At 66.9% G+C, this 25,930-nt stretch carries 25 protein-coding genes; 17 read left to right on the top strand and 8 right to left on the bottom strand.

Features of this window, described 5'->3' with window-relative positions; all coding sequences use genetic code 11:
* Positions 1-197: 197 nt before the first annotated feature.
* Entirely contained in the window at positions 198-1,361 is a 1,164-nt protein-coding gene (locus V9K93_RS17585; RefSeq protein WP_136638492.1) for an acyl-CoA dehydrogenase family protein, read from the top strand.
* A 117-nt stretch (positions 1,362-1,478) separates the two neighbouring features.
* On the opposite strand, the gene V9K93_RS17580 is transcribed toward V9K93_RS17585, so the two are convergent.
* Entirely contained in the window at positions 1,479-1,958 is a 480-nt protein-coding gene (locus V9K93_RS17580; protein ID WP_046985349.1) for a tRNA (cytidine(34)-2'-O)-methyltransferase, read from the bottom strand.
* A gap of 69 nt (positions 1,959-2,027) precedes the next feature.
* Positions 2,028-2,504 (bottom strand): XAC0231 family protein, encoded by a 477-nt coding sequence (locus V9K93_RS17575; RefSeq protein WP_046985348.1) that lies wholly within the window; start codon positions 2,502-2,504, stop codon positions 2,028-2,030.
* A 415-nt stretch (positions 2,505-2,919) separates the two neighbouring features.
* Between V9K93_RS17575 and V9K93_RS17570 the strand changes: the two genes are divergently transcribed.
* From V9K93_RS17570 to V9K93_RS17555, 4 genes are all read left to right on the top strand, one after another.
* Positions 2,920-5,769, top strand: coding sequence for a M16 family metallopeptidase (locus tag V9K93_RS17570; RefSeq protein ID WP_337302948.1), 2,850 nt, complete (start codon positions 2,920-2,922; stop codon positions 5,767-5,769).
* A gap of 178 nt (positions 5,770-5,947) precedes the next feature.
* Positions 5,948-6,265 carry a DUF4156 domain-containing protein gene (locus V9K93_RS17565; protein ID WP_046985346.1) on the top strand — a complete coding sequence of 106 codons (318 nt, stop codon included), beginning with the start codon at positions 5,948-5,950 and terminating at the stop codon, positions 6,263-6,265.
* A gap of 103 nt (positions 6,266-6,368) precedes the next feature.
* The gene (locus tag V9K93_RS17560; protein WP_004135358.1) at positions 6,369-7,385 is read left to right on the top strand and encodes a 3-oxoacyl-ACP synthase III; all 1,017 of its coding nucleotides are present in this window, start codon (positions 6,369-6,371) and stop codon (positions 7,383-7,385) included.
* Positions 7,386-7,509: 124 nt separating this feature from the next.
* Positions 7,510-8,400: an alpha/beta fold hydrolase gene (locus V9K93_RS17555; protein WP_337302947.1), complete on the top strand. Its 891-nt coding sequence runs from the start codon at positions 7,510-7,512 to the stop codon at positions 8,398-8,400.
* Positions 8,401-8,500: 100 nt separating this feature from the next.
* Here the strand turns inward: V9K93_RS17555 and V9K93_RS17550 are convergent, their stop codons facing one another.
* Positions 8,501-8,932 carry a YkgJ family cysteine cluster protein gene (locus V9K93_RS17550; protein ID WP_046985344.1) on the bottom strand — a complete coding sequence of 144 codons (432 nt, stop codon included), beginning with the start codon at positions 8,930-8,932 and terminating at the stop codon, positions 8,501-8,503.
* A 104-nt stretch (positions 8,933-9,036) separates the two neighbouring features.
* Between V9K93_RS17550 and oleC the strand changes: the two genes are divergently transcribed.
* From oleC to V9K93_RS17535, 3 genes are all read left to right on the top strand, one after another.
* Positions 9,037-10,695, top strand: a complete 1,659-nt coding sequence (oleC, locus tag V9K93_RS17545) for an olefin beta-lactone synthetase (protein WP_337302946.1) — start codon at positions 9,037-9,039, stop codon at positions 10,693-10,695.
* Positions 10,692-11,678: a 2-alkyl-3-oxoalkanoate reductase gene (gene oleD / locus V9K93_RS17540; protein WP_337302945.1), complete on the top strand. Its 987-nt coding sequence runs from the start codon at positions 10,692-10,694 to the stop codon at positions 11,676-11,678. Before oleC ends, oleD begins: the two co-directional genes overlap by 4 nt.
* A gap of 122 nt (positions 11,679-11,800) precedes the next feature.
* Positions 11,801-11,956, top strand: a complete 156-nt coding sequence (locus V9K93_RS17535; protein ID WP_004153593.1) for a DUF1328 domain-containing protein — start codon at positions 11,801-11,803, stop codon at positions 11,954-11,956.
* A gap of 118 nt (positions 11,957-12,074) precedes the next feature.
* Here V9K93_RS17535 and ddlA read toward each other — a convergent pair whose 3' ends face one another.
* Complete coding sequence (ddlA, locus tag V9K93_RS17530; protein ID WP_337302944.1) at positions 12,075-13,169, bottom strand: D-alanine--D-alanine ligase; 1,095 nt, start codon at positions 13,167-13,169, stop codon at positions 12,075-12,077.
* A gap of 535 nt (positions 13,170-13,704) precedes the next feature.
* Between ddlA and V9K93_RS17525 the strand changes: the two genes are divergently transcribed.
* The 4 genes from V9K93_RS17525 (at position 13,705) to V9K93_RS17510 (ending at position 17,406) form a co-directional block, all read left to right on the top strand.
* Positions 13,705-14,340, top strand: a complete 636-nt coding sequence (locus V9K93_RS17525) for a ubiquinone biosynthesis accessory factor UbiJ (protein WP_046985340.1) — start codon at positions 13,705-13,707, stop codon at positions 14,338-14,340.
* Positions 14,337-15,992, top strand: coding sequence for a ubiquinone biosynthesis regulatory protein kinase UbiB (gene ubiB / locus V9K93_RS17520; RefSeq protein ID WP_253079464.1), 1,656 nt, complete (start codon positions 14,337-14,339; stop codon positions 15,990-15,992). Before V9K93_RS17525 ends, ubiB begins: the two co-directional genes overlap by 4 nt.
* 5 nt (positions 15,993-15,997) lie before the next feature.
* Positions 15,998-16,576, top strand: a complete 579-nt coding sequence (locus V9K93_RS17515; protein WP_295378634.1) for an O-methyltransferase — start codon at positions 15,998-16,000, stop codon at positions 16,574-16,576.
* A gap of 86 nt (positions 16,577-16,662) precedes the next feature.
* Positions 16,663-17,406 carry a pseudouridine synthase gene (locus V9K93_RS17510; protein WP_046985337.1) on the top strand — a complete coding sequence of 248 codons (744 nt, stop codon included), beginning with the start codon at positions 16,663-16,665 and terminating at the stop codon, positions 17,404-17,406.
* A gap of 75 nt (positions 17,407-17,481) precedes the next feature.
* Here V9K93_RS17510 and V9K93_RS17505 read toward each other — a convergent pair whose 3' ends face one another.
* Positions 17,482-18,009 (bottom strand): DUF2059 domain-containing protein, encoded by a 528-nt coding sequence (locus V9K93_RS17505; protein WP_337302943.1) that lies wholly within the window; start codon positions 18,007-18,009, stop codon positions 17,482-17,484.
* Between the two features lie 134 nt (positions 18,010-18,143).
* Between V9K93_RS17505 and arfB the strand changes: the two genes are divergently transcribed.
* The 3 genes from arfB to dcp all read left to right on the top strand — a co-directional run bounded on the left by arfB (position 18,144) and on the right by dcp (position 21,450).
* Positions 18,144-18,575 (top strand): alternative ribosome rescue aminoacyl-tRNA hydrolase ArfB, encoded by a 432-nt coding sequence (gene arfB, locus V9K93_RS17500; RefSeq protein WP_004135621.1) that lies wholly within the window; start codon positions 18,144-18,146, stop codon positions 18,573-18,575.
* A 4-nt stretch (positions 18,576-18,579) separates the two neighbouring features.
* Entirely contained in the window at positions 18,580-19,182 is a 603-nt protein-coding gene (locus V9K93_RS17495) for a lysophospholipid acyltransferase family protein (protein WP_012509731.1), read from the top strand.
* 111 nt (positions 19,183-19,293) lie between these two features.
* The gene (gene dcp, locus V9K93_RS17490; RefSeq protein ID WP_046985334.1) at positions 19,294-21,450 is read left to right on the top strand and encodes a peptidyl-dipeptidase Dcp; all 2,157 of its coding nucleotides are present in this window, start codon (positions 19,294-19,296) and stop codon (positions 21,448-21,450) included.
* Positions 21,451-21,805: 355 nt separating this feature from the next.
* On the opposite strand, the gene V9K93_RS17485 is transcribed toward dcp, so the two are convergent.
* Together V9K93_RS17485 and V9K93_RS17480 are read right to left on the bottom strand one after the other, a co-directional pair.
* Positions 21,806-22,252, bottom strand: coding sequence for a 3-dehydroquinate dehydratase (locus tag V9K93_RS17485; RefSeq protein WP_004153636.1), 447 nt, complete (start codon positions 22,250-22,252; stop codon positions 21,806-21,808).
* 3 nt (positions 22,253-22,255) lie between these two features.
* The gene (locus V9K93_RS17480; protein ID WP_337302942.1) at positions 22,256-22,657 is read right to left on the bottom strand and encodes a hypothetical protein; all 402 of its coding nucleotides are present in this window, start codon (positions 22,655-22,657) and stop codon (positions 22,256-22,258) included.
* A 202-nt stretch (positions 22,658-22,859) separates the two neighbouring features.
* Here V9K93_RS17480 and lepB point away from each other — a divergent pair, with 202 nt between their 5' ends.
* Both lepB and V9K93_RS17470 read left to right on the top strand, forming a co-directional pair.
* Complete coding sequence (gene lepB, locus V9K93_RS17475; RefSeq protein WP_136640087.1) at positions 22,860-23,486, top strand: signal peptidase I; 627 nt, start codon at positions 22,860-22,862, stop codon at positions 23,484-23,486.
* Positions 23,487-23,610: 124 nt separating this feature from the next.
* On the top strand, positions 23,611-24,867 hold the full coding sequence (locus tag V9K93_RS17470; protein WP_295381628.1) for an MFS transporter: 1,257 nt from the start codon (positions 23,611-23,613) through the stop codon (positions 24,865-24,867).
* Positions 24,868-24,984: 117 nt separating this feature from the next.
* On the opposite strand, the gene V9K93_RS17465 is transcribed toward V9K93_RS17470, so the two are convergent.
* Positions 24,985-25,893, bottom strand: coding sequence for a LysR family transcriptional regulator (locus V9K93_RS17465; RefSeq protein WP_014645561.1), 909 nt, complete (start codon positions 25,891-25,893; stop codon positions 24,985-24,987).
* Positions 25,894-25,930: the final 37 nt, after the last annotated feature.

Raw genomic sequence — 25,930 nt, 5'->3', positions numbered from 1 at the left:
GCCGCGCGTGATCGAGCTAGATCGCCGATGTTCACATCCGGATTGCTGCAATGCAGCGTAATGCGCGTGGTCTGGTAGGTGCCAACCTTGGTTGGCGTGAGCGGAAACACCAGCGCCGACCAAGGTCGGCCTCTACCCGCACACCAACTCCGCCCGGATGACCGACAATGGTCGGGTCCTGACTGCGTGTGAGTGCCATGGCTTTGGATCCGTACGACCTGTTCGATGTCCGTTCCCTGCTCAGCGAGGAAGAGCGCGCGGTCCAGGAGAGCGTCGCCCGCTTCACCAACGAGCGCGTGCTGCCGATCATCGGCGATGCCTTCGACCAGGCACGCTTCCCTTCAGAGCTGGTGCCGGAGATCGCCGCGCTGGGCCTGCTCGGTGCCACCCTTCCGGCCGAATACGGCGGCGGCGACCTCGGCGCGGTCAGCTACGGCCTGATCTGCCAGGAACTGGAACGCGGCGATTCCGGCCTGCGCAGCTTCGTATCGGTGCAGAGCTCGCTGTGCATGTACCCGATCTACGCCTACGGCAGCGAGGAACAGCGCCGGCAATGGCTGCCGGCGATGGCGCGCGGCGAGCTGATCGGCTGCTTCGGCCTGACCGAAGCGCACGGCGGCTCCGATCCGGCCAGCATGAAGACCCGCGCCGTGCGCGATGGCGACGACTGGCGCATCAACGGCAGCAAGATGTGGATCACCAGCGGCCCGGTGGCCGACCTGGCCATCGTCTGGGCGCAGACCGAGGACGGCATCCAGGGCTTCGTGCTGGAAAAGGGCATGCCGGGGTTCACCACGCAGGAAATCAAGCACAAGATGAGCCTGCGTGCGTCGCTGACCGGTGCGCTGTTCTTCGACGACGTGCGCGTGCCCGACAGCCACCGCCTGCCCAACGTGAAGGGCCTGAAGGGGCCGCTGGGTTGCCTGACCCAGGCCCGTTTCGGCATCAGCTGGGGCCCGATCGGTTCGGCCATTGCCTGTCTGGATGAAGCGCTGGGCTATGCCAAGGAGCGCGTGTTGTTCGGCCGCCCGCTGGCCGCGACCCAGAGCGCACAGATCAAGCTGGCCGAGATGGCCCGCCGCATCACCATGGCGCAGCTGCTGGCGTTGCAGCTCGGGCGCCTGAAGGAAGCCGGCCAGCTGCAGCCGCAGCAGGTCAGCCTGGCCAAGTGGAACAACTGCCGCATGGCCATCGACATCGCCCGCGAATGTCGCGATCTGCTGGGCGGGGCCGGCATCACCACCGAGCATGTAGCGATCCGGCATGCGCTGAACCTGGAATCGGTGATCACCTATGAAGGCACCGAGACCGTGCACCAGCTGGTGATTGGGCGTGAGCTGACCGGCATCAACGCGTTCTGAAACCTGTTTCCGGTGGGTGCCAACCTTGGTTGGCACATTCCTTCAGCGTGCGACGCAACATCTGTGCGGACCAAGGTCCGCAACCACCAGGATCGGTTCACACTTACCTGAGGCGGTTTACGCCCCGCCGGCAAACCCGTGCTGGCGCCACGCTTCGTACATCACCACCGCAACGGTGTTGGAAAGATTGAGGCTGCGGTTGTCCGGCCGCATGGGCAGGCGCAGGCGGCGGCCATCGGGCAATGCATCAAGCACGTCCTGCGGCAGGCCGCGGCTTTCCGGGCCGAACAGGAACGCATCGCCATCTTCGAACGCCACGCTGTCATAGCGGACGCTGGCCCGCGTACTCAGGGCAAACAACCGCTTCGGTGCGACCCGCGCCAGCGTCGTGTCCAGATCGGGGTGCACCTGCAGGCGCGAGTACTCGTGGTAGTCCAGCCCGGCGCGCTTGAGCTGCTTGTCTTCCAGTGCGAAGCCGAGCGGCTCGACCAGGTGCAGCTGCGCGCCGGTGTTGGCGCAGAGCCGGATCACATTGCCCGTGTTGGGCGGGATTTCCGGTTGGAACAGGATCACATGGAACTGGGGCGCGGCATTCATCGGCGCAGTGTACCTGCGACGACCGCCGCCTTTACGGCGCACGCCCCGCACGGGGCAGGGCGGCACCGGTTACGGGCGCAACAGGACCTGGGCGGTTTCGGTGGCCAGGGCCTGCAGGTCGGCGGCGCTCGGGCGAACCTGCAGGGCCGGCAGGTTGGTGATGACCTGGTTGGCGACGCTGGTGGCGGCGGCAGCCAGGGTGGCGGCGTAGCGCTGGGCTTCCTGCTCGGCGACCAGGGCGACACGCTGCTCCAGGCTCGGGCGAACTTCCACCGAGGCCAGGGTGGTGATCGGCATCGCGGCAGCAACCGGGGCGGCGAGGTAGCCGTTGCGCTCGGCCAGCTGGTCGCTGCTCGGGCGAACTTCCACCGTGGCCAGGGTCGGGATGCCGCTGGCCTGTTCCCAGGCCTGCTGGGCCAGCTGGTCGGCGGCCGGACGAACCTGCACGGTGGACAGGGTCTTGATGGATTCGGAGGCCTGCACCGACGAAACAACCGCGGTGCCGGCGATCAGGGCGATGGCGATGGCAATGGTCTTGGCGTTCATGACGGGGCCTGTTTAGTGTTGGTGGGCAGTGGTGTGGTAGTAAGGTAGTACACCAATTCTGGGCATGCAAGGAAAATTTTCCATTTCCTACATTTGTTCAGTCTTCAGTCAGCTTTTGTCTGAAGCCCTTCTTGGCGCAGGAAGTACCAAGCAATCCCCGTGCCAACTTTTAATCATTGATTTAAAAGGATTTTTGTCGGACAAAAAGTGTCCGGTGGGCGGACACCTGTCCATTTGATGCGTTGCGGACACTGTCCGGACGATGGCTGCCGGTGCATGTGACCGCCCAGGACACGGCCGTGAGGGGCCGCGAATGGTGCACAAGGGCAAACACCCCCAGTGACTGGCGACCGATTCCTGCCGCTGCGTGCGCAGGCTAGGATCGGGGTTCACCTATGTGACCAAGGATCTGGATATGTCTCTCGCCCTTCGCCCGCGCGCTGCATTGCTGGCCGTTGCCCTCAGCACCGCCTTGGGCACGCTCGCCCCAACCTCTGCACTGGCCGCCAAGCCGGCGGTACCGGCCAAGGTCGATATCCCGTATGAGCAGTTCACCCTGCCCAATGGCCTGCGCGTGATCGTGCATACCGATCGCAAGGCGCCGATCGTCGCGGTCAATGTCTGGTACCACGTGGGTAGCAAGGACGAGCCGGCCGGCCGCACCGGCTTCGCGCACCTGTTCGAACATTTGATGTTCCAGAGCAGCGAAAACCACGACGGTGAGTACTTCGAGCCCTTCAAGCAGGTGGGTGCCACCGGCCAGAACGGCACTACCAACACCGACCGCACCAACTACTTCGAGAACGTGCCGACCACCGCGCTGGACATGGCGCTGTGGATGGAGTCGGACCGCATGGGCCACCTGGTCGGTGCGATCGACCAGGCCGCGCTGGACGAGCAGCGTGGCGTGGTGCAGAACGAGAAGCGCCAGGGCGAGAACCAGCCTTATGGCCAGGCCTGGGATCAGCTCAACAAGGCGCTGTACCCGGTCGGCCACCCGTACCACCACGGTGTGATCGGTTCGATGAACGATCTCAACGCCGCTTCGCTGGACGACGTGAAGACCTGGTTCCGCACCTGGTACGGCCCGAACAACGCGGTGCTGGTGCTGGCCGGTGACATCGACCTGGCCACCGCCAAGGAAAAGGCTGCCAAGTACTTCGGCAGCATCCCGGCCGGCCCGAGCATGGCGCAGCCGGCAGTGAACGTGGCCAAGCGCAGCGCCGATACCCGCGAGACGATGACCGACAAGGTGCCGCAGGCGCGCATCTACCGCGCCTGGAACGTGCCGCAGGTCGGCACCGCCGACATCGACCAGCTGCAGTTGTTCGCCGAGGTGTTGGGCGGTGCCAAGTCCTCGCGCCTGAGCCAGCGCCTGCAGCACCAGGACAAGCTGGTGGACAGCATCGGTTCGGGCCTGTCGGCCTCGCAGCTGGGCTCCAACTTCGTGATCGTGGCGACCGTGAAGCAGGGCCAGGATCCGGCCAAGGTCGAGAAGATCATCGACGAGGAACTGGACCGCCTGATCAAGCAGGGCCCGACCGCGGCCGAGCTGGAGCGCGCCAAGACCGGCGCCCGCGCCGGCTTCATCCGTGGCATCGAGCGCATCGGCGGCTTTGGCGGCAAGGCCGATGCGCTGGCCGAGTGCGCGGTGTTCACCGGCGACCCGGGCTGCTTCCGCACCTCGCTGGCCAACATCGACAAGGCCAGTGCCGCCGATCTCAGCCGCCTGGGCGCACAGTGGCTGGACAAGGGCAGCCATACCCTGGTGATCGCACCGGGTGAGCGCGTGGCACTGAAGGAGGAGCCGAGCCAGGCACCGAAGCCGTTCAACGTGCCGGCGGTGGACCCGAAGTACAGCACCCTGCCCGAACAGGTGGACCGCAAGGCCGGCGTGCCGCAGACCCGCGAGTTCCCGCAGCTGAAGTTCCCGGCCCTGCAGCGCGCCACGCTGAAGAATGGCACCCAGGTGATCCTGGCCGAACGCCATGAGATTCCGGTGGTGCAGTTCAGCTACCAGTTCCCGGGCGGCTTCAGCGCCGACCAGGGCCGCAAGCCGGGCACCGCCAACTTCACCATGAGCCTGATGACCGAAGGCGCCGGCAAGCTCGGCTCGCTGGCCTTCGCCGATGCTGCCGATACGCTGGGTGCCAGCCTGGATGCCTCGGCCGGCTTGGACTCGATGAGCGTGGACCTGTCGGCACTGAAGGAAAACCTGGCGCCGTCGCTGGCACTGTACCGCGACCTGCTGCGTGAGCCGCGCTTCGAGCAGGGCGAGATCGACCGGGTCAAGGCGACCTGGATCGCCGGCATCCAGCAGGAGAAGGTCAACCCGGGTGCGGTGGCGATGCGCGTGCTGCCGCCGCTGCTGTACGGCAAGGGCCACCCGTATGCCATTCCGTTTACCGGCAGCGGTGACGAGGCGGCGATCAACGGCCTGACCCGCGAAGACCTGGTCGACTTCCACCACGATTGGCTGCGTCCGCAGAACGGCACCCTGATCGTGGTCGGTGACACCACCCTGGCCGAGATCGTGCCGCTGCTGGACAAGCAGCTGGGCGACTGGAAGGCTGCCGGCGACGCCCCGCAGGTGAAGGCGGCCACCGACGTCGCATTGCCGAAGGGCCCGCGCGTGTTCCTGATCGACCAGCCGGGCGCGGTGCAGGCCAACCTGTTCGCCGGCCAGGTGGTGGCGCCGTCCAGCGCCACCAGCTCGACCCGCTTCGACATCGCCAACGGCGTGATCGGCGGCGACTTCACCTCGCGCCTGAACATGAACCTGCGTGAGGACAAGCACTGGTCGTACGGTGCGCGCAGCAGCGCGATCAACTCGGTGGGCCAGCGCCCGTGGATGGCCAGCGCGCCGGTGCAGATCGACAAGACCGGCCCGGCGATGGCGGAAATGCGCAAGGAAATTGCCGCGTTCGCCGATGGCAGCAAGCCGGCCACCGCCGCCGAGGTCAACCGCATCCGCAACATCCAGACCCTGAGCCTGCCTGGGGCCTACGAGACCGCCAGCGCGGTGGCGTCGACCATCGGTTCGATCGTGCAGTTCAAGCGCCCGGACGACTACGTGCTGCGTCGCAAGGCCGAGATCGAGTCGATGACCCCGGCACAGGTGCAGCAGGCCGCCGACGAGATCAAGCCGCAGGCGCTGACCTGGGTGGTGGTGGGTGACCTCAAGCAGACTGAAGCGGCGGTGCGTGCGCTGAATCTGGGTGAGGTGACGGTGATCGACGCCGAAGGCAATCCGGTCAAGAAATGAAATAAGGCAAGACCCGGCCCGCCATGTGGCGGGCCGGCTCCCCTTGGTAGTGCCGGCCGCTGGCCGGCAACTCTGAAGGGGTCAGAGCCTCCTGCGGGGGATCTGACCCCGCCCACGGGCTACCCCCGATTCAGGCTGTTCAGGCAGAATCCCCCCCATACCCTTCCAGGATCTGCCCATGCGCGTTCTGCTGCTTTCCTCCCTGCTGCTCACCGTCACCGCCTGTACCTGGGTGCCGATCGAACCGGCGGGCAAGACGACCCGCGTGCTGCCGGCAGGCCCGGTTCCGGCCGGTTGCATCGCCAAGGGCGAGGTGGTGGTCACGGTGAAGAGCAAGGTCGGTTTCTACAACCGCAACCCGCTGCGCGTGCAGGAAGAGCTGGAAACCCTGGCCCGCAACGAGGCCCCGAGCGCCGGTGCCAATGCCGTGCAGGCCGCTGCCGCACCGGCCGAGGGCAGCCAGCGCTTCGCCGCATTCCAGTGCCCGCCGCGCTGAATGCTTCACCATACGGCCAAGCCTGAATTCGTAAAGATGCGGTGAAGGCCCCGGGAGTTATAGAATAGCGCCCCCTTTTGCCTGAGCCTTGGCGCTAACCTCGATGCTCTTCAAGAATGTCTCGATCGCCGGCCTGGCACACGTTGATGCGCCGCATACGCTGACGACCAAGGAAATCAACGAGCGGCTGCAGCCGACGCTGGATCGCCTTGGTATCCGCACCGACGTGCTCGGCGATATCGCCGGCATCCATGCCCGCCGCCTGTGGGACAACGGCGTGCTGGCCTCCGACGCCGCCACCATGGCCGGCCGCAAGGCGCTGGAAGACGCAGGCATCAATGCGACGCAGGTGGGCCTGCTGGTCAACACCTCGGTCAGCCGCGACTACCTGGAGCCGTCCACTGCGTCGATCGTCTCCGGCAACCTCGGCGTCAGCGACGAGTGCATGACCTTCGACGTCGCCAATGCCTGCCTGGCCTTCATCAACGGCATGGATATCGCGGCGCGCATGATCGAGCGCGGTGACATCGACTACGCGCTGGTGGTGGACGGCGAGACCGCCAACCTGGTGTACGAGAAGACCCTGGAGCGGATGACCGCCCCGGACGTCACCGCCGACGACTTCCGCAACGAACTGGCCGCCCTGACCACCGGTTCGGGTGCCGCCGCGATGGTGATGGCGCGCTCGGAGCTGGTGCCGGATGCACCGCGCTACAAGGGCGGCGTGACCCGCTCGGCCACCGAGTGGAACCAGCTGTGCCTGGGCAACCTGGACCGCATGGTCACCGATACCCGCCTGCTGCTGATCGAAGGCATCAAGCTGGCCCAGAAGACCTTCACCGCCGCCAAGATCGCCTTGGGCTGGGCCGTGGAAGAGCTGGACCAGTTCGTGATCCACCAGGTCAGCCAGCCGCATACCGCTGCGTTCATCAAGAACTTCGGCATCGACCCGAAGAAGGTCATGACCATCTTCGGCGAGCACGGCAACATCGGCCCGGCCTCGGTGCCGATCGTGCTGAGCAAGCTCAAGCAGCTGGGCAAGCTGAAGAAGGGCGATCGCATCGCGCTTCTGGGCATCGGCTCGGGCCTGAACTGCTCGATGGCTGAAGTGGTCTGGTAAAAAAGTCACCGCTGACCTGCTGCGCGCCGTCCTCACGTGCCAGCCAACCGCTCGCGACGGGCAGCGATGATTTTCCAAGTGTCCAAGGGCCGGTTCTACCGGCCCTTTCTACAGGTGCGATCCGATGTCCCAGCTTCCCGGTTACCCCGCCCACCCGCAGCGTTTCGAGGTCCGCCCCGGCCTGTCGATGAACTATCTCGACGAAGGTCCGCGCGATGGCGAGGTGGTGGTGATGGTGCACGGCAACCCGTCGTGGAGCTATTACTGGCGCACGCTGGTGTCCGGACTGTCGGACACGTACCGCTGCATCGTGCCGGACCACATCGGCATGGGCCTGTCGGACAAGCCCGATGACAGCCGCTACGAGTACACGCTGCAGTCGCGCGTGGATGATCTGGACGCGTTGCTGAGGCACTTGGGCATCACCGGTCCGGTGACGCTGGCCGTGCACGACTGGGGCGGCATGATCGGCTTCGGCTGGGCGCTGTCGCACCATGACCAGGTGAAGCGCCTGGTGGTGCTCAACACGGCCGCGTTCCCGATGCCGGCGGCGAAGAAGATGCCGTGGCAGATCGCGCTGGGCCGCCACTGGAAGATCGGCGAGTGGATCATCCGCACCTTCAACGCGTTCTCGTCCGGTGCCTCGTGGCTGGGCGTGGAGCGGAAGATGCCGGCCGATGTGCGCCGCGCCTACGTGTCGCCGTACAACAACTACGCCAACCGCATCAGCACCATCCGCTTCATGCAGGACATTCCGCTGTCGCCGGCCGACAAGGCCTGGTCGCTGCTGGAACGCGCCGGCAAGGCGCTGCCGTCGTTCGCCGATCGTCCGGCCTTCCTCGGCTGGGGCCTGCGCGACTTCGTGTTCGACCACCACTTCCTGAAGGGCTTCCAGGCGGCGTTGCCGAAGGCGCAGGTGCATGCCTTCGAGGATGCCGGCCACTACGTGCTGGAAGACAAGCATGAAGTGCTGGTGCCGGAGATCCGGGCGTTCCTGGACAAGAACCCGATCTGATCGGTTCCCGGGTCGGGTCCCGGTAGTGCCGGCCGCTGGCCGGCAAGCGCACAATGCGCGCCGGGTTCATGAGGTTGCCGGCCAGCGGCCGGCACTACCACTACGCCGCGATCGGCGCCTGCGGCGGCGAAGACGGGCTGTTGCCGTTGTCGTCCGGATGGTCGTCGTCGTTGCCCGCTTCGTCGCGCCAGCGCCAGTCGGCCAGGGTCAACGGATCCAGCCCATAGGCGATACGGGCCTTGTCGCACTGCGGGCTGGCCTTGCCGTATTCCCACGACGCATCCACCTCGCGGCACACGCTGGGCCGGTTGGGGTGGATGGTGCAGCGTGAATACACGCCGATCTGCGCATCCAGCGCCACGCAGCGCACCGGCTTGGAGTGGGTGCCGCGCATGCACAGCCGGTGCGGATCGAGCACCTCGGTCAGCTGGTGGGGGACGCCACCGGGAGTGACCTCGTCCGATTCCATCCAGTGGAAGGCCACGCGGTATTGAGTGCAGCAGGCGCCGCAGGTCATGCAGGGATGTTGCATGGGCAAGCCGCCCCGGGCGGCAGTCGGAATCAGGAACGAGGGTGCGGATTTTCCACGAAGTGGGCCGCCGCGCAAGAAATTCCGTAAGCGGCGACAATGAACGGATGAACCGACCCTGCAATATTTCGGCCCGTTTGCCTGAACTGGCGCGTGAACGCCCCGACCAGATCGCCATCCGCTGCCCTGGCCGCCGCGGCGCCGGCAACGGCATGGCCGCCTACGATGTGACCCTGGATTACCGCCAGCTGGACGCCCGCAGCGACGCCATGGCCGCCGGCCTGGCCGGCTATGGGATCGGCCGCGGGGTGCGCACGGTGGTGATGGTGCGGCCGTCGCCGGAGTTCTTCCTGCTGATGTTCGCGCTGTTCAAGCTGGGCGCGGTGCCGGTACTGGTCGACCCGGGCATCGACAAGCGCGCGCTGAAGCAGTGCCTGGACGAGGCGCAGCCGGAAGCCTTCATCGGCATTCCGCTGGCCCATGTGGCGCGGCTGGTGCTGCGCTGGGCACCGTCGGCAACCCGTCTGGTCACCGTCGGTCGGCGCCTGGGCTGGGGCGGAACCACTCTGGCCGCGCTGGAACGCGCTGGCGCCAACGGGGGACCGATGCTGGCCGCTACCGATGGCGAGGACATGGCCGCGATCCTGTTCACCAGCGGCTCGACCGGCGTGCCCAAAGGCGTGGTTTACCGCCACCGCCACTTTGTCGGCCAGATCCAGCTGCTGGGCAGCGCCTTCGGCATGGAAGCGGGCGGCGTGGACCTGCCGACCTTCCCGCCGTTTGCCTTGTTCGACCCGGCGCTGGGCCTGACCTCGGTGATTCCGGACATGGACCCTACCCGGCCGGCGCAGGCCGACCCTGCGCGGCTGCATGACGCGATCCAGCGCTTCGGGGTGACCCAGCTGTTCGGCTCGCCGGCGCTGATGCGGGTGTTGGCCCGCCACGGCCGGCCCCTGCCAACGGTGACCCGGGTGACCTCGGCCGGTGCGCCGGTGCCGCCGGATGTGGTCGCTACCATCCGCAGTCTGCTGCCCGCCGATGCGCAGTTCTGGACCCCGTATGGCGCCACCGAATGCTTGCCGGTGGCGGTGGTGGAGGGCCGCGAGCTGGAGCGCACCCGTGCTGCTACCGAGGCCGGCGCCGGTACCTGCGTGGGCAGCGTGGTCGAGCCGAACGAGGTGCGCATCATCGCCATCGATGACGCACCGCTGCCGGACTGGTCGCAGGCGCGTGTGCTGGCGGTGGGCGAGGTGGGCGAGATCACCGTGGCCGGACCGACCGCCACCGACAGCTACTTCAACCGCCCGCAGGCCACCGCGGCGGCGAAGATCAGCGAGACCTTGGCTGATGGCAGCGTGCGCGTCGTGCATCGCATGGGCGACGTCGGCTACTTCGATGCGCAGGGTCGTCTGTGGTTCTGCGGCCGCAAGACCCATCGGGTGGAAACCGCGCATGGGCCGCTGTACACCGAGCAGGTCGAGCCGGTGTTCAATACCGTGCCCGGGGTTGCGCGCACGGCGCTGGTCGGTGTTGGTCCGGCCGGTGCGCAGGTGCCGGTGCTGTGCGTGGAACTGCAACGTGGTCAGTCAGACAGCCCGGCGCTGCAGGAAGCGCTGCGTGCGCACGCAGCAGCCCGCGCGCCAGAAGCCGGCCTGCAGCACTTCCTGGTGCATCCGGCGTTCCCCGTTGATATCCGTCACAACGCCAAGATCGGCCGCGAGAAGCTCGCCGTCTGGGCCAGCGCCGAACTGGAGAAGCGCGCATGAAGATCCTGGTCACCGGTGGTGGTGGTTTCCTTGGCCAGGCGCTGTGCCGCGGTCTGGTCGAACGTGGCCACCAGGTGCTGGCGTTCAACCGCAGCCACTACCCGGAACTGCAGGCCATGGGCGTGGGCCAGATCCGCGGCGATCTGGCCGATGCGCAGGCGGTGCTGCACGCGGTGGCCGGCGTCGATGCGGTATTCCACAACGGTGCGAAGGCCGGCGCCTGGGGCAGCTATGACAGCTACCACCAGGCCAACGTGGCCGGCACCGACAACGTCATCGCGGCCTGCCGTGCACATGGCATCAGCCGCTTGGTCTACACCTCCACGCCCAGCGTTACCCACCGCGCCACCCATCCGGTGGAGGGCCTGGGTGCCGACGAAGTCCCGTACGGCGAAGATTTCCAGGCACCGTATGCGGCGACCAAGGCGATTGCCGAACAGCGCGTGCTGGCGGCCAACGACGCCTCGTTGGCGACGGTGGCGCTGCGCCCGCGCCTGATCTGGGGCCCGGGCGACCAGCAGCTGGTGCCGCGCCTGGCCGAACGTTCACGGCAGGGCCGCCTGCGCCTGGTCGGCGATGGCAACAACAAGGTGGATACCACTTACATCGACAACGCCGCGCTCGCGCACTTCCTCGCTTTCGAGGCATTGGCCCCGGGTGCAGCGTGTGCGGGCAAGGCCTACTTCATTTCCAACGGCGAACCGCTGCCGATGCGCGAGCTGGTCAACAAGCTGCTGGCCGCTGTGGGTGCACCGACGGTGGACAAGGCGATCAGCTTCAAGACCGCTTATCGCATTGGTGCGGTCTGCGAACGGCTGTGGCCGCTGCTGCGCCTGCGCGGCGAGCCGCCGTTGACCCGCTTCCTGGCCGAGCAGCTGTGCACGCCTCACTGGTACAGCATGGAACCGGCGCGCCGCGATTTCGGCTACGTGCCGCAGGTCAGCATTGAAGAAGGGCTGCGCAGGCTGAAGGCTGCGTCATGACGTCAGGCTCACGGCGCTGAAGACTTCATCACGCGCAGAGCCTGCCATCACTGGTTGCACACCGCCGAATCGGGAGGATGGACCCACGCCATCCAACGGCCCGGACATCTGCGAGGAGCACCATGCTGCATTACGCCGTTATTTTCTTCGTCATCGCCATCATCGCCGCCGTGCTCGGCTTCTCCGGCATCGCCGGTGCCGCCAGCAACATTGCCTGGATCCTGTTCGTTGTGTTCCTGGTACTGGCAGTGATCTCGATGTTCCGCAAGCGCGGTTAGAAGACCGCAGGGTAGTGCCGGCCGCTGGCCGGCACTGCTCTTTCCGGTGGGTGCCGACCGTTGGTCGGCACGCTCCTTTGTAGAGTCGAGCCATGCTCGACTCTACAGAGAGCGCCCCCTACACGGCGCTGTGCAATCCGCGATCGGCTTCATGGCGCTCCAGCGCCAGTTCGATCAGGCGCGTGATCAGCGTGGTGTAGTCCACACCGCTGGCGCCCCACAGCTTCGGGTACATGCTGATGCGGGTGAAGCCCGGCAGCGTGTTGACCTCGTTGATGACGATCTCACCGTCTGCGGTGAGGAACACATCCACGCGCGCCATGCCCGCACACTCCAGCGCCTGGTAGGCCTGCAGCGCGATCTGCTGGATGCGCGCCCGGGTTGCGGCATCGATATCCGCCGGCACCACCACCTCGGCGCCATCCTCGTTGATGTACTTGGTGTCGTAGGCGTAGAACTCGTCGTGTACCACCACCTCGCCGCACAGGCTGGCCTGCGGCAATTCGTTGCCCAGCACCGCGCACTCGATCTCACGGCCGACCACCGCCGATTCCACCAGCACTTTGTGGTCATAACGCAGCGCCAGTTCCAGTGCCCCGGCGAAGCCCGCCGCATCCTTGACCTTGCTCACACCCACCGACGAACCCTGGTTGGCCGGCTTCACGAACAACGGCAGGCCGAGCTGCGCGATCACCGCATCGACATCGACTGCCGCCGCCTGATGGCGACGGATGCACAGCCACGGTGCCACCTGCAGCCCAGCGTCGCGCAGCAGGCGCTTGGTCACGTCCTTGTCCATCGCCACCGCCGAGCCCAGTACCGGCGAACCGACGAAGGGCAGGTTGGCCATGCGCAGCAGGCCCTGCAACGCACCGTCCTCGCCCAGCGGCCCATGCACGATCGGCAGCACCACATCGATCTGTCCCAGCGCACTGGCTGCATCGGACGGCTGCAGTTGTGACTGCTCGGCACCCGGGCGTACCGCCAGCGATGTGCCGGACCGATGCAGCGCGATGCGCGACGGATCATCGGCATTGATCAGGAAGGTATCCGGCTGGCTCAGATGCCACTGGCCCTGCTTGTCGATGCCGACCAGCACCGGCTCGAAGCGCTCGCGATCAAGCGCATCGAGGATGTTCTTCGCCGACTGCAGCGAAACTTCGTGCTCGGAAGACTTGCCACCGAAGATGATGCCGACCCGGGTCCGTGCCATGGTGTTGCGATGTCCTTTGCGTTGCGTGGCCGTACAGCATGAACCTTCCATTGCCGCTCAGGTGAGGCACAGATGAACCGCCTGGCGGCCGGCTCAAGTAGCGGCCAACCTTGGTTGGCTCCCGGAAATCCAGAGCCGACCAAGGTCGGCATCTACCAACGCGAGATGCCATCAGCATTGGGGTCAGAGCCCGTTGCGCAGCAACGGGATCCGACCCCAGTCGTTCCGACAGACTGCAGGAAACTGTCGAAGGCGGGGTGGTGTGGGTTTGCGGGGTGTGAGCCGCATGGGCCCGAGGCATGCCTCGGGCGGGTTGGGCAGGACGCCCAACCCCGGTCTTGCCGTGTGCGCAGGACAGCGCACACGAGCAAGCGGCGACCAAGCCCCCATGGACGGGTTCACGGCGTCCCCGTAAACCCACACCACCCCGCCTCCCACAGGAAGCCAGCCTTTGATGTTGCTCTGGCAGTGGCCTCTGCGGGTGCCGGGCAGCAGCCCGGCCCAAGCCCCCCACCCACGCAGGTAGAATGCACACATGGCTCTCTCCCTGCTCAAGTCCCTCAAGCCGGTCGCCGGCCGCGCCCTGCAGATCGCCCTGAACCGCGCGCTGGCGCTGGATCCGGATACCCGCCACGCGCTGGCCAGCCTGGATGGCCGGCATATCGACCTGACCCTGGAAGCGCCCTCTCTGGCGATGCGCATCAGTGTCGATGGCGACCAGCTGCGGGTCGGTCCAGTGGACGCACAGGAAGCCGATCTGGCCGTGCGCAGCAGCCTGGCCGGCGTGCTCGCGCAGCTGCCGTTGCTGGCCAGTGCACGGCGCGCCGACAACAACGGCAAGGGCCGCGTGCGCGTGGCCGGCGATGCCGAACTGGCGCGCCGCCTGCAGCAGCTCGCCAAGGGCTTCGATCCGGACTGGCAACAGCCCTTCGTCAGCGTGTTCGGCGAGGTGCTGGGCGTGCAGGTTGCCAACACCCTGCGCAGCGCGCTGCAGCACGCGCGGCAGGGCGCGATCGACCTGGCCCACAGCGCCGCCGAATTCATCACCGAGGAATCGCGCGACGTGGTGCCGCGCGCTGAGCTGGATGCCTTCCATGATGATGTGGACGTGCTGCGCGATGACGTCGAACGTCTCGGCGCGCGCGTACAGCGCCTGCGGGGTGCCGCATGAAGGCTGTGCTGCGCGCCAGCCGCATTGGCCGGGTGATCCTGCGCTACCGCCTGGACGACCTGCTGCAGGGCACCCCCGCCGAGCGCTGGCTGCGCCTGGCCAAGCCGTTCGTGCCGCGCGCTTCGGCCGACATCGCTGCTCAGTCGCGCGGTGCACGCCTGCGCCTGGCACTGCAGGATCTCGGCCCGATCTTCGTCAAGTTCGGCCAGATCCTGTCCACCCGCCGCGACCTGGTGCCGCCGGACGTGGCCAATGAATTGACCCTGCTGCAGGACCGCGTCAAGCCGTTCGATGGCGAGACCGCACGCCGCATCGTCGAAGAAGCGCTCGGCCTGCCGGTCAGCGAGGCCTTCGCCAGCTTCGACACCGAGCCGCTGGCCTCGGCGTCGATCGCACAGGTGCACGCGGCCACGCTGGCCGATGGCCGCCAGGTGGTGGTCAAGGTGCTGCGCCCGGGCATCGAGAAGCAGATCGACGCCGATATCGCGTTGCTCAATTCGCTGGCTGCCCTGGTCGAGCGCACCCATCCGCGCGCCGACAAGATCCGCCCGCGCGAAGTGGTGGCCGAAGTCGAAAACACTCTGTCCGCCGAGCTGGACCTGCAGCGCGAAGGCGCCAATGCCAGCGTGCTGCGCCGCTTCTGGGAAAACAGCGACGACCTGTACGTGCCGGAAGTGATCTGGAGCCACACCGCCGAGCGCGCGCTGACCCTGGAGCGCGTGTGGGGCATCCCCTCCGATGACATTGCTGCACTGGACAAGGCGGGCATCGACCGCAAGGCACTGGCTGCCAAGGGGGTGCGGGTGTTCTACACCCAGGTGTTCCGCGACAACTTCTTCCATGCCGACGCGCATGCCGGCAACATCTGGGTCGACACCGATCCGTCGCGCCGCGCCAACCCGCGCTTCATCGCGCTGGACTTCGGCATCATGGGCCAGCTCTCCCAGGAAGATCAGTACTACCTGGCCGAGAACTTCATGGCCATCTTCAACCGCGATTACCGCCGCATCGCCGAACTGCACGTGCAGGCGCGCTGGATGCCGGACAACGTGCGCATCGATGATCTCGAGGCCGCCGTGCGTTCGGTGTGCGAGCCGTACTTCACCCGGCCGCTGTCGCAGATCTCGCTGGCCGAAGTGCTGATGAAGCTGTTCCGCGTGGCCCAGCGTTACCAGCTGACCCTGCAGCCGCAGCTGATCCTGCTGCAGAAGACCCTGCTGAACATCGAAGGCGTCGGCCGCCAGCTCGACCCGCAGATCGACATCTGGGCAGTGGCCAAGCCGGTGCTGGCGAAGATCCTGCGCGAGCGCTACAGCCCGCGCCGCGTGGTGCGCGAGATCGGCAAGCGGCTGCCGGAAATCATGACCCACGCGCCGGACATGCCGCGCCTGGTACACGCCTGGCTGACCCAGCAGGTGGAAGGACGCCACGAACTGTCGATGCGTTCGCGCGACCTGGCCGCACTGGATGCCAGCGTGCAGCGCCTGCAGAAGCGCGCGGTGGGTGCGATCACCGGTGTCGGCCTGCTGGCCATCGCCGCACTGATGTATGTGGTGCAGCCGCCGGGCTGGTACTGGGGTGACCTGCCGATGTGGAGCTGGCTGTCCGGTGCGGTCGGTGCGGTCGCGCTGCTGCGCGCGTGGTGGAAGTAGGCCCCGTGCTGAAAGCGCTCAAGGACGAGCTGGTCCGCTTCGGCGCCGACAACGACGCACGCGAAAGCGAGCGCGGCCGACGCATGCTCAACATCACGCCTGACACCGGTGAATTCCTGTCGGTTCTGGTGCGATTCGGCAACACTCACCGGGTGCTGGAAATCGGTACGTCCAACGGCTATTCCACGCTGTGGCTGGCCGAGGCCGCCGCCGCCATCGACGGCCACGTGACCACGCTGGAGTACGCCGACGACAAGGTGGCGATGGCGCGAGCCACGTTTGCACGGAGTGGCCTGGGTGATCGCATCAGCCTGGTCCATGGCGATGCCGGGCTCTGGCTGGCGCAGGCCGCCGATGCCTGCATCGACCTGCTGTTCCTCGATTCGGACCGCGGGCAGTACGCCGGCTGGTGGCCGCAGCTGCGCCGCGTGCTGCGCCCCGGTGGCCTGCTGGTGGTGGACAACGCCACCTCGCATGCGGAAGAGATGCAACCGCTGCGCGTGCTGCTGGATGCTGATCCGGACTTCAGCACCAGCCTGGTGCCGGTGGGCAACGGCGAGTTGCTGGCCGTGCGCAACGCCTGACCGGCGCATCTGCCTACCTGGGGTCAGATCCCTTTTCCACAGGGAAAGGGATCTGACCCCGATCAGGGCACCCGTATAATCCCGCGGTGAGCACCGAACCCGATACCCTCGCCGCGGTCGAGACCGACACCGCGCCCCTGCAGCTGCTGCACCTGGATGAGCGCCTGGCCGTGGTCAACAAGCCTGCCGGGCTGATGGTCCACGACAGCAAGCTGGCCCGTGGCGAAGACGACTTCCTGGCCGACCGCCTGCGCGAGCAGCTGGGTCGCCCGATCTTCCTCGTGCATCGCCTGGACCGGGCGACGAGCGGCTGTCTGCTGCTGGCTTTCGACCGCGAGACCGCCAGCGCGCTGGGCAAGGCGCTGATGGGCGGTGAAGTGGCCAAGGACTACCTGACGGTCTGCCGTGGCTGGCCGGCCGAGTTGTCCTGGCGGGTCGACCACGACCTGGACGGTGGCCCGGGCAAGCCGGTGAAGAAGCCGGCAGTGACCGACTTCCAGCGCCTGGCCACTGGCGAGCTGTCAGTGCCGATCGGTGAGTTCACCAGTTCGCGCTATGCATTGCTGCGCTGCCAGCCGCAGACCGGGCGTTTCCGGCAGATCCGCCGGCACCTCAAGCACCTGTCGCACCACATGATCGGCGACACCAGCCACGGTGATGGCCGGCACAACCGCATCTTCCGCATGCAGGGCGTACACCGCATGCTGCTGCACGCCGAGCGCCTGCGCTTCCCGCATCCGGACGGTGGCACGGTGGACGTGCGTGCGCCGTTGGACGGCGGGTTCCAGAAGGCGCTGGACCTGTTCGGCTGGCAGGTGGATACCGCTTGACGGTAGTGCCGGCCGCTGGCCGGCAGCTACGCGATTCCAGATGTACTGGGGAGCCGGCCAGCGGCCGGCACTACCTCACTTCTTTTCCGGCTCGTTGACGATCGCTTCCAGGTCCTTCTGCAGGTCCGCGAACAACGGCTGCATGCGGGCCTGGATCGCCACCATCACGTTCTGCATCAGGGCCGGGGTCTTGTCCAGCAGGCTCTGGCCGGCGGCGCTCTCGTAGAACTCGGCCATCGCCAGCACGTCTTCCTTGCTGAACGTCTTCTTGTACAGGTCCACGTACATCGGCCGCAGCTGCTGCCACGACAGGGCCTGGCGCAGGGTCTGGCTGGTCCGCGCCTGGATCCGCTTCAGCTGCTCCTGCTGCTGGGCGTTGAGCTGGCGCTGCGCGGCCACCTGCTGGAACTGCTGCTGCTGCATCGCCTCGATCTGCGGCAGCATGGTGTCGATCATGCTCTGCGCGCGCGAGGCTGACAGCAGGCGGTTGATGTCGCCATCGGTCGGCGGGGCGGCCAGTGCCGGAACGCTGGCCACGGCCAGCGCCAGCAGCAGGGCGGCGCGGCGCAGCAGGGACGGCAGGGCGGGTGTGGTGCGGGTCATGCGGGGCTTCCTGCAGTACATGGGACGGCCAGCATACCGGCAGCCGAGGCGAAGGCGGCGTGTTCGGTACCTGATCGGCGGCATACGGTGCGCAATGACGCACTCCGTCGCGTGGCTGCCGCTACAATGCGCGGATGGGCAGTGGACCGGTCACCATCAGCGCGCAGCTTGAAATCCCCGACGGCGAGATCGTCGAGCGGTTCGTGCGTGCCAGTGGTGCCGGTGGCCAGAACGTCAACAAGGTTTCCACCGCGGTGGAACTGCGTTTCGATGTGGCCGGCTCGCCCTCGTTGCCCGAACCGTTGCGCGAACGCCTGCTGGCGCGGCGCGACCGGCGCATGACCGGCGAAGGCGTGCTGGTCATCGACGCGCAACGATTCCGTACCCAGGATCGCAATCGCGAGGATGCGCGCGATCGGCTGGCGGCCTTCATCCAGGCCGGGCTGCACGTGCCCAAGCCACGCAAGGCCACCAAGCCGACCCTCGGGTCGAAACTGCGTCGTCTGGACGCCAAACGCGGGCGCGCGCAGGTCAAGCGCGGGCGCTCATCACGTGACTGGGAGTGATTGCTTGAACAACCCGACGCCGTTGCTGCCGGCCATTCCGCCGAACATGCCGCAGGTCAAACCCAACCGCTTCCTGCGCTGGCTGGCGCGCTGCACGCTGCGCATGGGCGGCTGGAAGGTTACCGGCACCCTGCCCGACATCCCGAAGCTGGTCTTCATCATCGCCCCGCATTCGTCCAACTGGGATGGCCTGTGGGGCATGGCGGCCAAGATCGCACTGGGCATGAAGGTCAAGGTGCTGGGCAAGGCCTCGCTGTTCTGGTGGCCACTGGGCCCCCTGTTGCACAAGCTGGGCGTGATCCCGCTGGACCGCAGTTCGCCGCAGGGCACGGTGGGCCAGGCGGTGGACCTGCTGCGCAACAACGAGAAGATGTGGTTTGCCATCACCCCGGAAGGCACGCGCAAGGCGGTGAAGGACTGGAAGGCCGGTTTCCTGAAGATCGCGCGGATGGCTGATGTGCCGGTTCTGGCGGCGTATTTCCATTACCCGGAAAAGATCATCGGCATCGGCCCGGTGTTCCATCCCAGCGGAGACGACGCAGCCGACATGGCGGCGATCCGCGAGTTCTACCGGCCCTGGATCGGCAAGACCCGCGGCACGGTCTGAGCCGGCCGCGCGCCGCTGCCTAGACGCCACGTCCGGCACATGCCGGGCGTGCGCGACAGGAGTAGGGTGGACGGCTGGTATCCCATACCGTCTGCCCAAGGAGCGTTTTACATGTCGCGTACCGTAGTCCTGGCCGCCGCCATCAGCCTGGCGCTGGCGGCCTGTTCCGGCAAGGAGTCCACCCCCGTGTCCGATGCCCAGAAAGCCCCGGCCCAGCAGCCGGCCGAAGCCTCCACCAACCCGCTGCTGAGCGCCAGCACGCTGCCGTTCCAGGCCCCGCAGTTCGACAAGATCAAGGACAGCGACTACCTGCCGGCCTTCGAAGAAGGGATGCGCCAGCACCTGGCTGATGTCCGCAAGATCGCCGACAACCCTGAGCCGGCCACCTTCGACAACACGCTGGTGGCGATGGAGCGCAGCGGCGAGACCCTGAACCGCGTGTCGCGCATCTTCTTCGGCCTGGTCCAGGCCGACGGCACCGAAGCGCGCCAGAAGATCCAGGAAGACATCGCACCGAAGCTGGCCGCGCACCAGGACGAGATCAACCTCGACCCGAAGCTGTTCGCGCGTGTGAAGTCGCTGTACGACCAGCGTGACACGCTGGAACTGGACCCGGTGCAGAAGCGCCTGGTCGAGCATTACTACGACGGCCTGGTGCGCGCCGGTGCCCAGCTGTCCGACGCCGACAAGGCGAGCCTGCGCAAGCTCAACGTGGAAGAGACCACCCTCTCCACCCAGTTCCACACCCGCCTGGTGGCCGCTACCGCCGCTGCCGCCGTGGTCGTCGACGACAAGGCCAAGCTGGCCGGCCTGGACGACAATGCGATCAACAACGCTGCGTCTGCCGCCAAGGACCGCAAGCTGGATGGCAAGTTCCTGCTGCCGCTGCAGAACACCACCCAGCAGCCGGTGCTCGGTTCGCTGACCGATCGTGACCAGCGCGCCGCGGTGCTGAAGGCTTCGGAAACCCGCGCAGAGCGTGGCGATGCCAACGACACCCGGCAGACCGTACAGCGCCTGGCACAGCTGCGTGCGCAGAAGGCCAAGCTGCTCGGCTTCGACACCTTCGCCGACTACCAGCTGGGCGACCAGATGGCCAAGACCCCGGCCGCTGCGCTCAAGCTGCTGACCGACACCGTGCCGGCCGCGACGGCCAAGGCGCGTGCCGAAGCCGGCGAGATCCAGAAGGTGATCGACGCGCAGAAGGGTGGTTTCCAGGTCGCTGCTTCGGACTGGGATTTCTACGCCGAACAGGTGCGCAAGGCCAAGTACGATCTGGACGAGTCGCAGATCAAGCCGTACTTCGAACTGGACAACGTGCTGCAGAACGGCGTCTTCTACGCCGCCACCCAGCTGTACGGCATCACCTTCAAGCCGCGTACCGACATTCCGACCTACAACCCGGACATGAAGGTATACGAAGTGTTCGACAAGGACGGCACTTCGCTGGCCCTGTTCTACACCGACTACTTCAAGCGTGACACCAAGTCCGGCGGCGCATGGATGGACGTGTTCGTCGAACAGGACGGCCTGACCGGTGCCAAGCCGGTGGTCTACAACGTCTGCAACTTCACCAAGCCGGCCGACGGCCAGCCTGCGCTGATCAGCTTCGACGACGTCACCACGATGTTCCATGAGTTCGGCCATGCGCTGCACGGCATGTTCTCGAACGTGAAATACCCGTCGATCGCCGGCACCGCCACTTCGCGTGACTTCGTCGAGTTCCCGTCGCAGTTCAACGAGCACTGGGCGCTGGATCCGAAGGTGTTTGCCAACTACGCCAAGCACTACAAGACCGGCGAGGCGATGCCGCAGGAACTGGTCGACAAGATCCTCAAGGCACGCAGCTTCAACCAGGGCTATGCGACCACCGAGTACCTGTCGGCCGCGCTGCTGGACCTGGCCTGGCACACGCAGAAGGCCGATGCGCCGCTGCAGGATGTCGGTGCGTTTGAAGCCAGCGCACTGAAGAAGTTCAAGGTCGACCTGCCGCAGGTGCCGCCGCGTTACCGCACCACCTACTTCGACCACATCTGGGGTGGTGGTTATTCGGCCGGTTACTACGCCTACTTCTGGGCCGAAGTGCTGGACCATGACGCCTACCAGTGGTTCACCGAACACGGTGGCCTGACCGCCGCCAATGGCCAGGAATTCCGCGACAAGATCCTCTCGCGCGGCAACAGCGTGGAGCTGTCGACCCTCTACCGCGATTTCCGCGGCAAGGACCCGTCGGTGGAGCCGCTGCTGAAGTTCCGCGGCCTGAAGTAAGCGCGGCCTGAAGTACGAAAGAAAGAACGGCGGGGGCAACCCCGCCGTTTTTCGTTGTGTCGCTCATCCACGCATGGCGTGGATCCATGTGTCGACCAAGGTCGACACCCACCCAGAGCAGGCCATGCCATTCCGATAGGTCGCGGAAACGTGTCGAAGGCGGGGTGGGTCCGGTTGCGGGGGCGTGAGCGCCATGGATGGCGCGACCGAGCTTACATGGACGTACTTGCAGCGTCCCCCGCAACCGGACCCACCCCGCCATCCCAAGCAATGCCAGCCTCCGCTGTTGCTGTTGTTGTTGAGGTTGCCGGCCAGCGGCCGGCACTACCCCCGGGTGCCGGGCGCAGCCCGGCCATCACGTCCCTACATGCACCCGGTTCGCCTGCTCGGCCAACCCCAGGTGGTCCAGCGCGATGTCCAGCGCCAGCACATAACTCTGCGCGCCATACCCCGCGGCGATGCCCAGGCGCTGGCCGACACCGGCCGGCAGGCACGGCTCGGCCACCGCGCCGTCGTCATGCACTTCCACGTAGGCGTTGTGCAGGTACGGCAGCAGCCGCTGCAGGCGCAGGCTGTTGGCACACGCACCCGGATCGAGCAGCGTCACCTCGCCACGGCTGTGATCGGCCACGCGCAGCGCATCCAGCAGTTCCTGTTCCGAACCGCAGGCACGGATCGCGACGCTGGTGCCGGCGTCGATCGCGCGATGCACCAGCGACTTCAGTACCGGCGCCGGCAGCGGCATTGCCGTGCGGATCAATGCACCGGCCGCTTCCGGGCCGCGGATGATGAAGATCGACATGGCTCAGCCCTCCTGCGCCAGACGGCGGCCAACGATGGCCAGCGACAACGGGTAACCGGCCTGCTGGCTGCGCTGGTCGACCACCACTGCGGCGGGACCGTGCTGCAGGCGCAGGCGTGCCTCCAGGCCGGGCTCGCTGGGGGACTGCAGCTCGATGTACTGCGCCGGCAGCCGTTCCAGCGCCGCCTGCAGCGCGCCACCTTCGGCCTGCCATTGCGCCTCGTCGGCGGCGCCGACATCCAGCAGTACCCAGTCGGCCGAGCGTGCCTGTGGCTGGCACAGGCACTGGCGCACCTCGGACAGGCTGGCGCAGTCGCTGCACAGCACGCGATGGCCGCTCAGCTGCGCCGGCAGCTGCGGGCGCGGCGCCGACGAAGACGCGTGGCGGATCACCAGGAGGGTCATACAACACCTTGCGGAATGCGCCCTGCGGCGCGGTGGGCACACGATGCGCGTGGTGGCCGTAAAGGTGCGATGCCCGCGGCCGGGTCGGGGCGTAAAACCTGCGTAACCCGTGCATCGGTAGCGCGGGGCCATGCCCGGCGCTAACGGAACCTCCTGCGCCCGGATGTGGTCTGATGCAGCTACCAATCACCCGGAGCCTGTCATGGATGCTGTTGCCCGTCCCCCGTTTTCCGAACGCGCACTTGCCTGGTTGAAGAAGGAGGCGCTGCCGTTGCTGGTGATGCTGGGCCTGCTCGCCGCCGCCCGCGATACCCTCGCCAACCACTACGTGGTGCCCAGCGGCTCGATGCAGCCGACCCTGCAGCCCGGCGACCGGGTGGTGGTGGACATGCGGGCCTATGGCCTGCGCCTGCCGTTCACCGGCAAGGAACTGATGTCCACCGGCGTTCCGCAGCGCGGTGAAGTGGCGGTGTTCGATTCACCGGCCGACGGCACCCGCCTGATCAAGCGCGTGGCAGCAGTGGCCGGTGATCACGTGCAGCTGCGCGACGGCCATCTGAGCATCAACGGCCAGCCGCTGCAGATTGCCGACCTGCAGGACGTGGAAGCCTTCGGCGACCGCCATGCCAGCCTCGACCTGGACATGGGCGGCGGCCCGGACATCGCCGACCTGGTGGTGCCGGACGGCAAGGTGCTGGTGCTGGGTGACCACCGTGGCAACAGCTTCGATGGCCGCTTCTTCGGCTTTGTCGACGCCGACAAGGTCTACGGCCGCGCCGTGGCGGTGTATTACCGCCGAGGCGCTGGCTTCGAGTGGCAGCGCCTGTAAGCTGAATTGATACTTCCTGTGTATCAATCCTGACCTATCAGGTTATGGATCGACTGGATGGGCGGGCCTAGTCTGAGGCCCGTTCCCTCCCACGCCCGGCCGTCCCCACCGGCCCCTCGATTCCATGACTGGCGAAACCACGGCGGCCGTCGAGCGCCGCCTACACACCGTCGACTCCGACGCCGAGACCCGCATCCAGCAGGGCACACCGGCTTTCCGTCGAACCGCGCTGGCGCTGTTCCTGGCCGGCTTCTCCACCTTCGGCCTGCTGTACACGGTGCAACCGCTGCTGCCCGAGTTCAGCCGCCACTTCGGCGTGTCCGCCGCCGGCAGCGCGATGTCGCTGTCGCTGACCACCGGTACGCTGGCGGTGGCAATGCTGCTGGCCGGCCTGCTGTCCGACGCGGTCGGCCGTCGCCCGTTGATGATCGCTGCGTTGCTGGCCTCGGCCATGCTGTCGCTGAGCACTGCGCTGGTGGACGACTGGACCACGCTGCTGGTGCTGCGCACCCTGCTTGGCCTGGCGCTGAGCGGCGTGCCGGCAGTGGCGATGACCTACCTGGTCGAGGAAATGGACAGCCGCGCGCTGGGCCTGGCGATGGGCCTGTACATCGGCGGCAATGCCATTGGTGGCATGAGCGGGCGCCTGCTGGCCGGCATCATCGCTGACCACTGGGGCTGGCGCTGGGGCATCGGTGTGGTCTCGATCATCGCAGTGGCCAGCACCGTGCTGCTGTGGCTGCAGCTGCCGCCGTCGCGCCACTTCCATCCCCGCCGTGATGGCCTGCGCCAGTTGCCGTCGCGCTGGCGCACGCTGTTCGCCGACCCGGGCCTGCCGTGGCTGTTCGCTACCTCGTTCGTGCTGATGGGTGTGTTCGTCACCCTCTACAACTATCTGGGCTACCACCTGCTGGCGCCGCCGTACCACCTCAGCCAGACCGTAGTCGGACTGATCTTCAGCGTGTATCTGGTGGGTACCTTCAGTTCGGCATGGATGGGGCAGCAGGCCACGCGCTACGGACGCGGCCGCATCCTGTCGATCTCGTTCGCACTGATCGGTGCCGGCATCGTGCTGCTGGCGATGCCATGGCTGAGCACGATGGCGCTGGGCATCGCGCTGGTGACCTTCGGCTTCTTCGGTGGCCACTCGGTGGCCAGCAGCTGGGTTGGCAGCCGTGCCGGTGCGATGCGCGCGGAAGCCTCAGCGCTGTATCTGTTTGCCTACTACCTCGGGTCCAGTGTGCTGGGCGGAGTCGGCGGCCTGGCCTATGCGGCCTGGGACTGGCTGGGCGTGTGCCTGTTCGCTGCCGTGCTGACTTTGATCGGTGGTGGCATCGTCTGGGCGCTGCAGCAGCGCACCCCGCAGCCGGTGACGGCGTGACCCAACGCGCGCTCCACTTGGGCGCGGCGCTGCTCTGGTAGATGCCGACCTTGATCGGCGCTCTGGCAGGGGGGCCAACCAAGGTTGGCATCTACCAAAGCTGCATGGTCGGCCGTATCACCCCTCCGCGAACGCCCCGCGCAGCAGCCCAGCAAAATTGCGGATCAACGGCGTCACCCCCTCGCGATGCCACGCCAGCTGCACCTCCGAATGCGCGCCGGCGTCTGCAAGCGCCACGAAGCGTGCACCCTCCACGCGGATGTGGTCGCACGACGACGGCAGGATTGCCGCACCCAGCCCGGCGGCGGCCAGACTGATCAGCGTCGAAGCCTCACCGGCTTCCTGCACGATGCGTGGAGTGAAGCCGGCGGCGGCACACAACGCGATCATGTGGTCATGGATGCCGGCGCCGGCGCTGCGCCGGAATGCCACGAACGGTTCCTGCGCGAAGTCGCGCAGCGACAGCGTGCCCTGCTTCGACAGCCTGCGCAGGGCAGGGTGGTCGGCATGCACGATCAACGCCAGCGGATCGACGAACAGGCTGTGGGCCACCAGCTCCGGCGGCAACGCGCGCTTGCGGATGATGCCCACGTCCAGGCTGCCATCGAGCAGCGCATCGATCTGCTGCAGGGTGTTCATCTCGCTCAGCTGCAGTCGCACCTGCGGGTACTGCTGGCGGTAGCGCAGGATCGAACGCGGAATCTGCGGTGACAGCGGCGTGGCCCGGGTCAGGCCGATGCGCAACTCACCCTGCTCACCGCGCTGCGCGCGCTGCACCTCATCCACCGCCGTTTCCACCTGCTGCACGATGGCGCGTGCCCGTTCCTGCAGCAGCTCACCGGCAGGCGTCAGCTGTACACGACGATGGCTGCGCACGAACAAGCGCGCACCGATCAGGTCCTCCAGCTGGCGGATCTGCTGGCTGAGCGGCGGCTGCGACATACCCAGCCGCTCCGCCGCCTGTCCGAAATGCAGCGTATCGGCAACGGCGAGGAAGTAGCGCAGGTGGCGGAGTTCGATGGACATGGGTGCAGTCTATCCAGCCCGACGCCGGGAATCGTCA

The sequence above is a fragment of the Stenotrophomonas sp. CCNWLW162 genome (assembly GCF_037203745.1).
Taxonomy (GTDB): domain Bacteria; phylum Pseudomonadota; class Gammaproteobacteria; order Xanthomonadales; family Xanthomonadaceae; genus Stenotrophomonas; species Stenotrophomonas maltophilia_AQ.
This window is presented reverse-complemented; position numbering and strand designations above follow the sequence as displayed.

Excerpts from the sequence above, each read along its gene's own strand:
- V9K93_RS17585 (WP_136638492.1), top strand. The coding sequence starts at position 198 with ATGGCTTTGGATCCGTACGACCTGTTCGATGTCCGTTCCCTGCTCAGC.
- V9K93_RS17580 (WP_046985349.1), bottom strand. The coding sequence starts at position 1,958 with ATGAATGCCGCGCCCCAGTTCCATGTGATCCTGTTCCAACCGGAAATC.
- V9K93_RS17575 (WP_046985348.1), bottom strand. The coding sequence starts at position 2,504 with ATGAACGCCAAGACCATTGCCATCGCCATCGCCCTGATCGCCGGCACC.
- V9K93_RS17570 (WP_337302948.1), top strand. The coding sequence starts at position 2,920 with ATGTCTCTCGCCCTTCGCCCGCGCGCTGCATTGCTGGCCGTTGCCCTC.
- V9K93_RS17565 (WP_046985346.1), top strand. The coding sequence starts at position 5,948 with ATGCGCGTTCTGCTGCTTTCCTCCCTGCTGCTCACCGTCACCGCCTGT.
- V9K93_RS17560 (WP_004135358.1), top strand. The coding sequence starts at position 6,369 with ATGCTCTTCAAGAATGTCTCGATCGCCGGCCTGGCACACGTTGATGCG.
- V9K93_RS17555 (WP_337302947.1), top strand. The coding sequence starts at position 7,510 with ATGTCCCAGCTTCCCGGTTACCCCGCCCACCCGCAGCGTTTCGAGGTC.
- V9K93_RS17550 (WP_046985344.1), bottom strand. The coding sequence starts at position 8,932 with ATGCAACATCCCTGCATGACCTGCGGCGCCTGCTGCACTCAATACCGC.
- oleC (WP_337302946.1), top strand. The coding sequence starts at position 9,037 with ATGAACCGACCCTGCAATATTTCGGCCCGTTTGCCTGAACTGGCGCGT.
- oleD (WP_337302945.1), top strand. The coding sequence starts at position 10,692 with ATGAAGATCCTGGTCACCGGTGGTGGTGGTTTCCTTGGCCAGGCGCTG.
- V9K93_RS17535 (WP_004153593.1), top strand. The coding sequence starts at position 11,801 with ATGCTGCATTACGCCGTTATTTTCTTCGTCATCGCCATCATCGCCGCC.
- ddlA (WP_337302944.1), bottom strand. The coding sequence starts at position 13,169 with ATGGCACGGACCCGGGTCGGCATCATCTTCGGTGGCAAGTCTTCCGAG.
- V9K93_RS17525 (WP_046985340.1), top strand. The coding sequence starts at position 13,705 with ATGGCTCTCTCCCTGCTCAAGTCCCTCAAGCCGGTCGCCGGCCGCGCC.
- ubiB (WP_253079464.1), top strand. The coding sequence starts at position 14,337 with ATGAAGGCTGTGCTGCGCGCCAGCCGCATTGGCCGGGTGATCCTGCGC.
- V9K93_RS17505 (WP_337302943.1), bottom strand. The coding sequence starts at position 18,009 with ATGACCCGCACCACACCCGCCCTGCCGTCCCTGCTGCGCCGCGCCGCC.
- arfB (WP_004135621.1), top strand. The coding sequence starts at position 18,144 with ATGGGCAGTGGACCGGTCACCATCAGCGCGCAGCTTGAAATCCCCGAC.
- dcp (WP_046985334.1), top strand. The coding sequence starts at position 19,294 with ATGTCGCGTACCGTAGTCCTGGCCGCCGCCATCAGCCTGGCGCTGGCG.
- V9K93_RS17485 (WP_004153636.1), bottom strand. The coding sequence starts at position 22,252 with ATGTCGATCTTCATCATCCGCGGCCCGGAAGCGGCCGGTGCATTGATC.
- V9K93_RS17480 (WP_337302942.1), bottom strand. The coding sequence starts at position 22,657 with ATGACCCTCCTGGTGATCCGCCACGCGTCTTCGTCGGCGCCGCGCCCG.
- lepB (WP_136640087.1), top strand. The coding sequence starts at position 22,860 with ATGGATGCTGTTGCCCGTCCCCCGTTTTCCGAACGCGCACTTGCCTGG.
- V9K93_RS17470 (WP_295381628.1), top strand. The coding sequence starts at position 23,611 with ATGACTGGCGAAACCACGGCGGCCGTCGAGCGCCGCCTACACACCGTC.
- V9K93_RS17465 (WP_014645561.1), bottom strand. The coding sequence starts at position 25,893 with ATGTCCATCGAACTCCGCCACCTGCGCTACTTCCTCGCCGTTGCCGAT.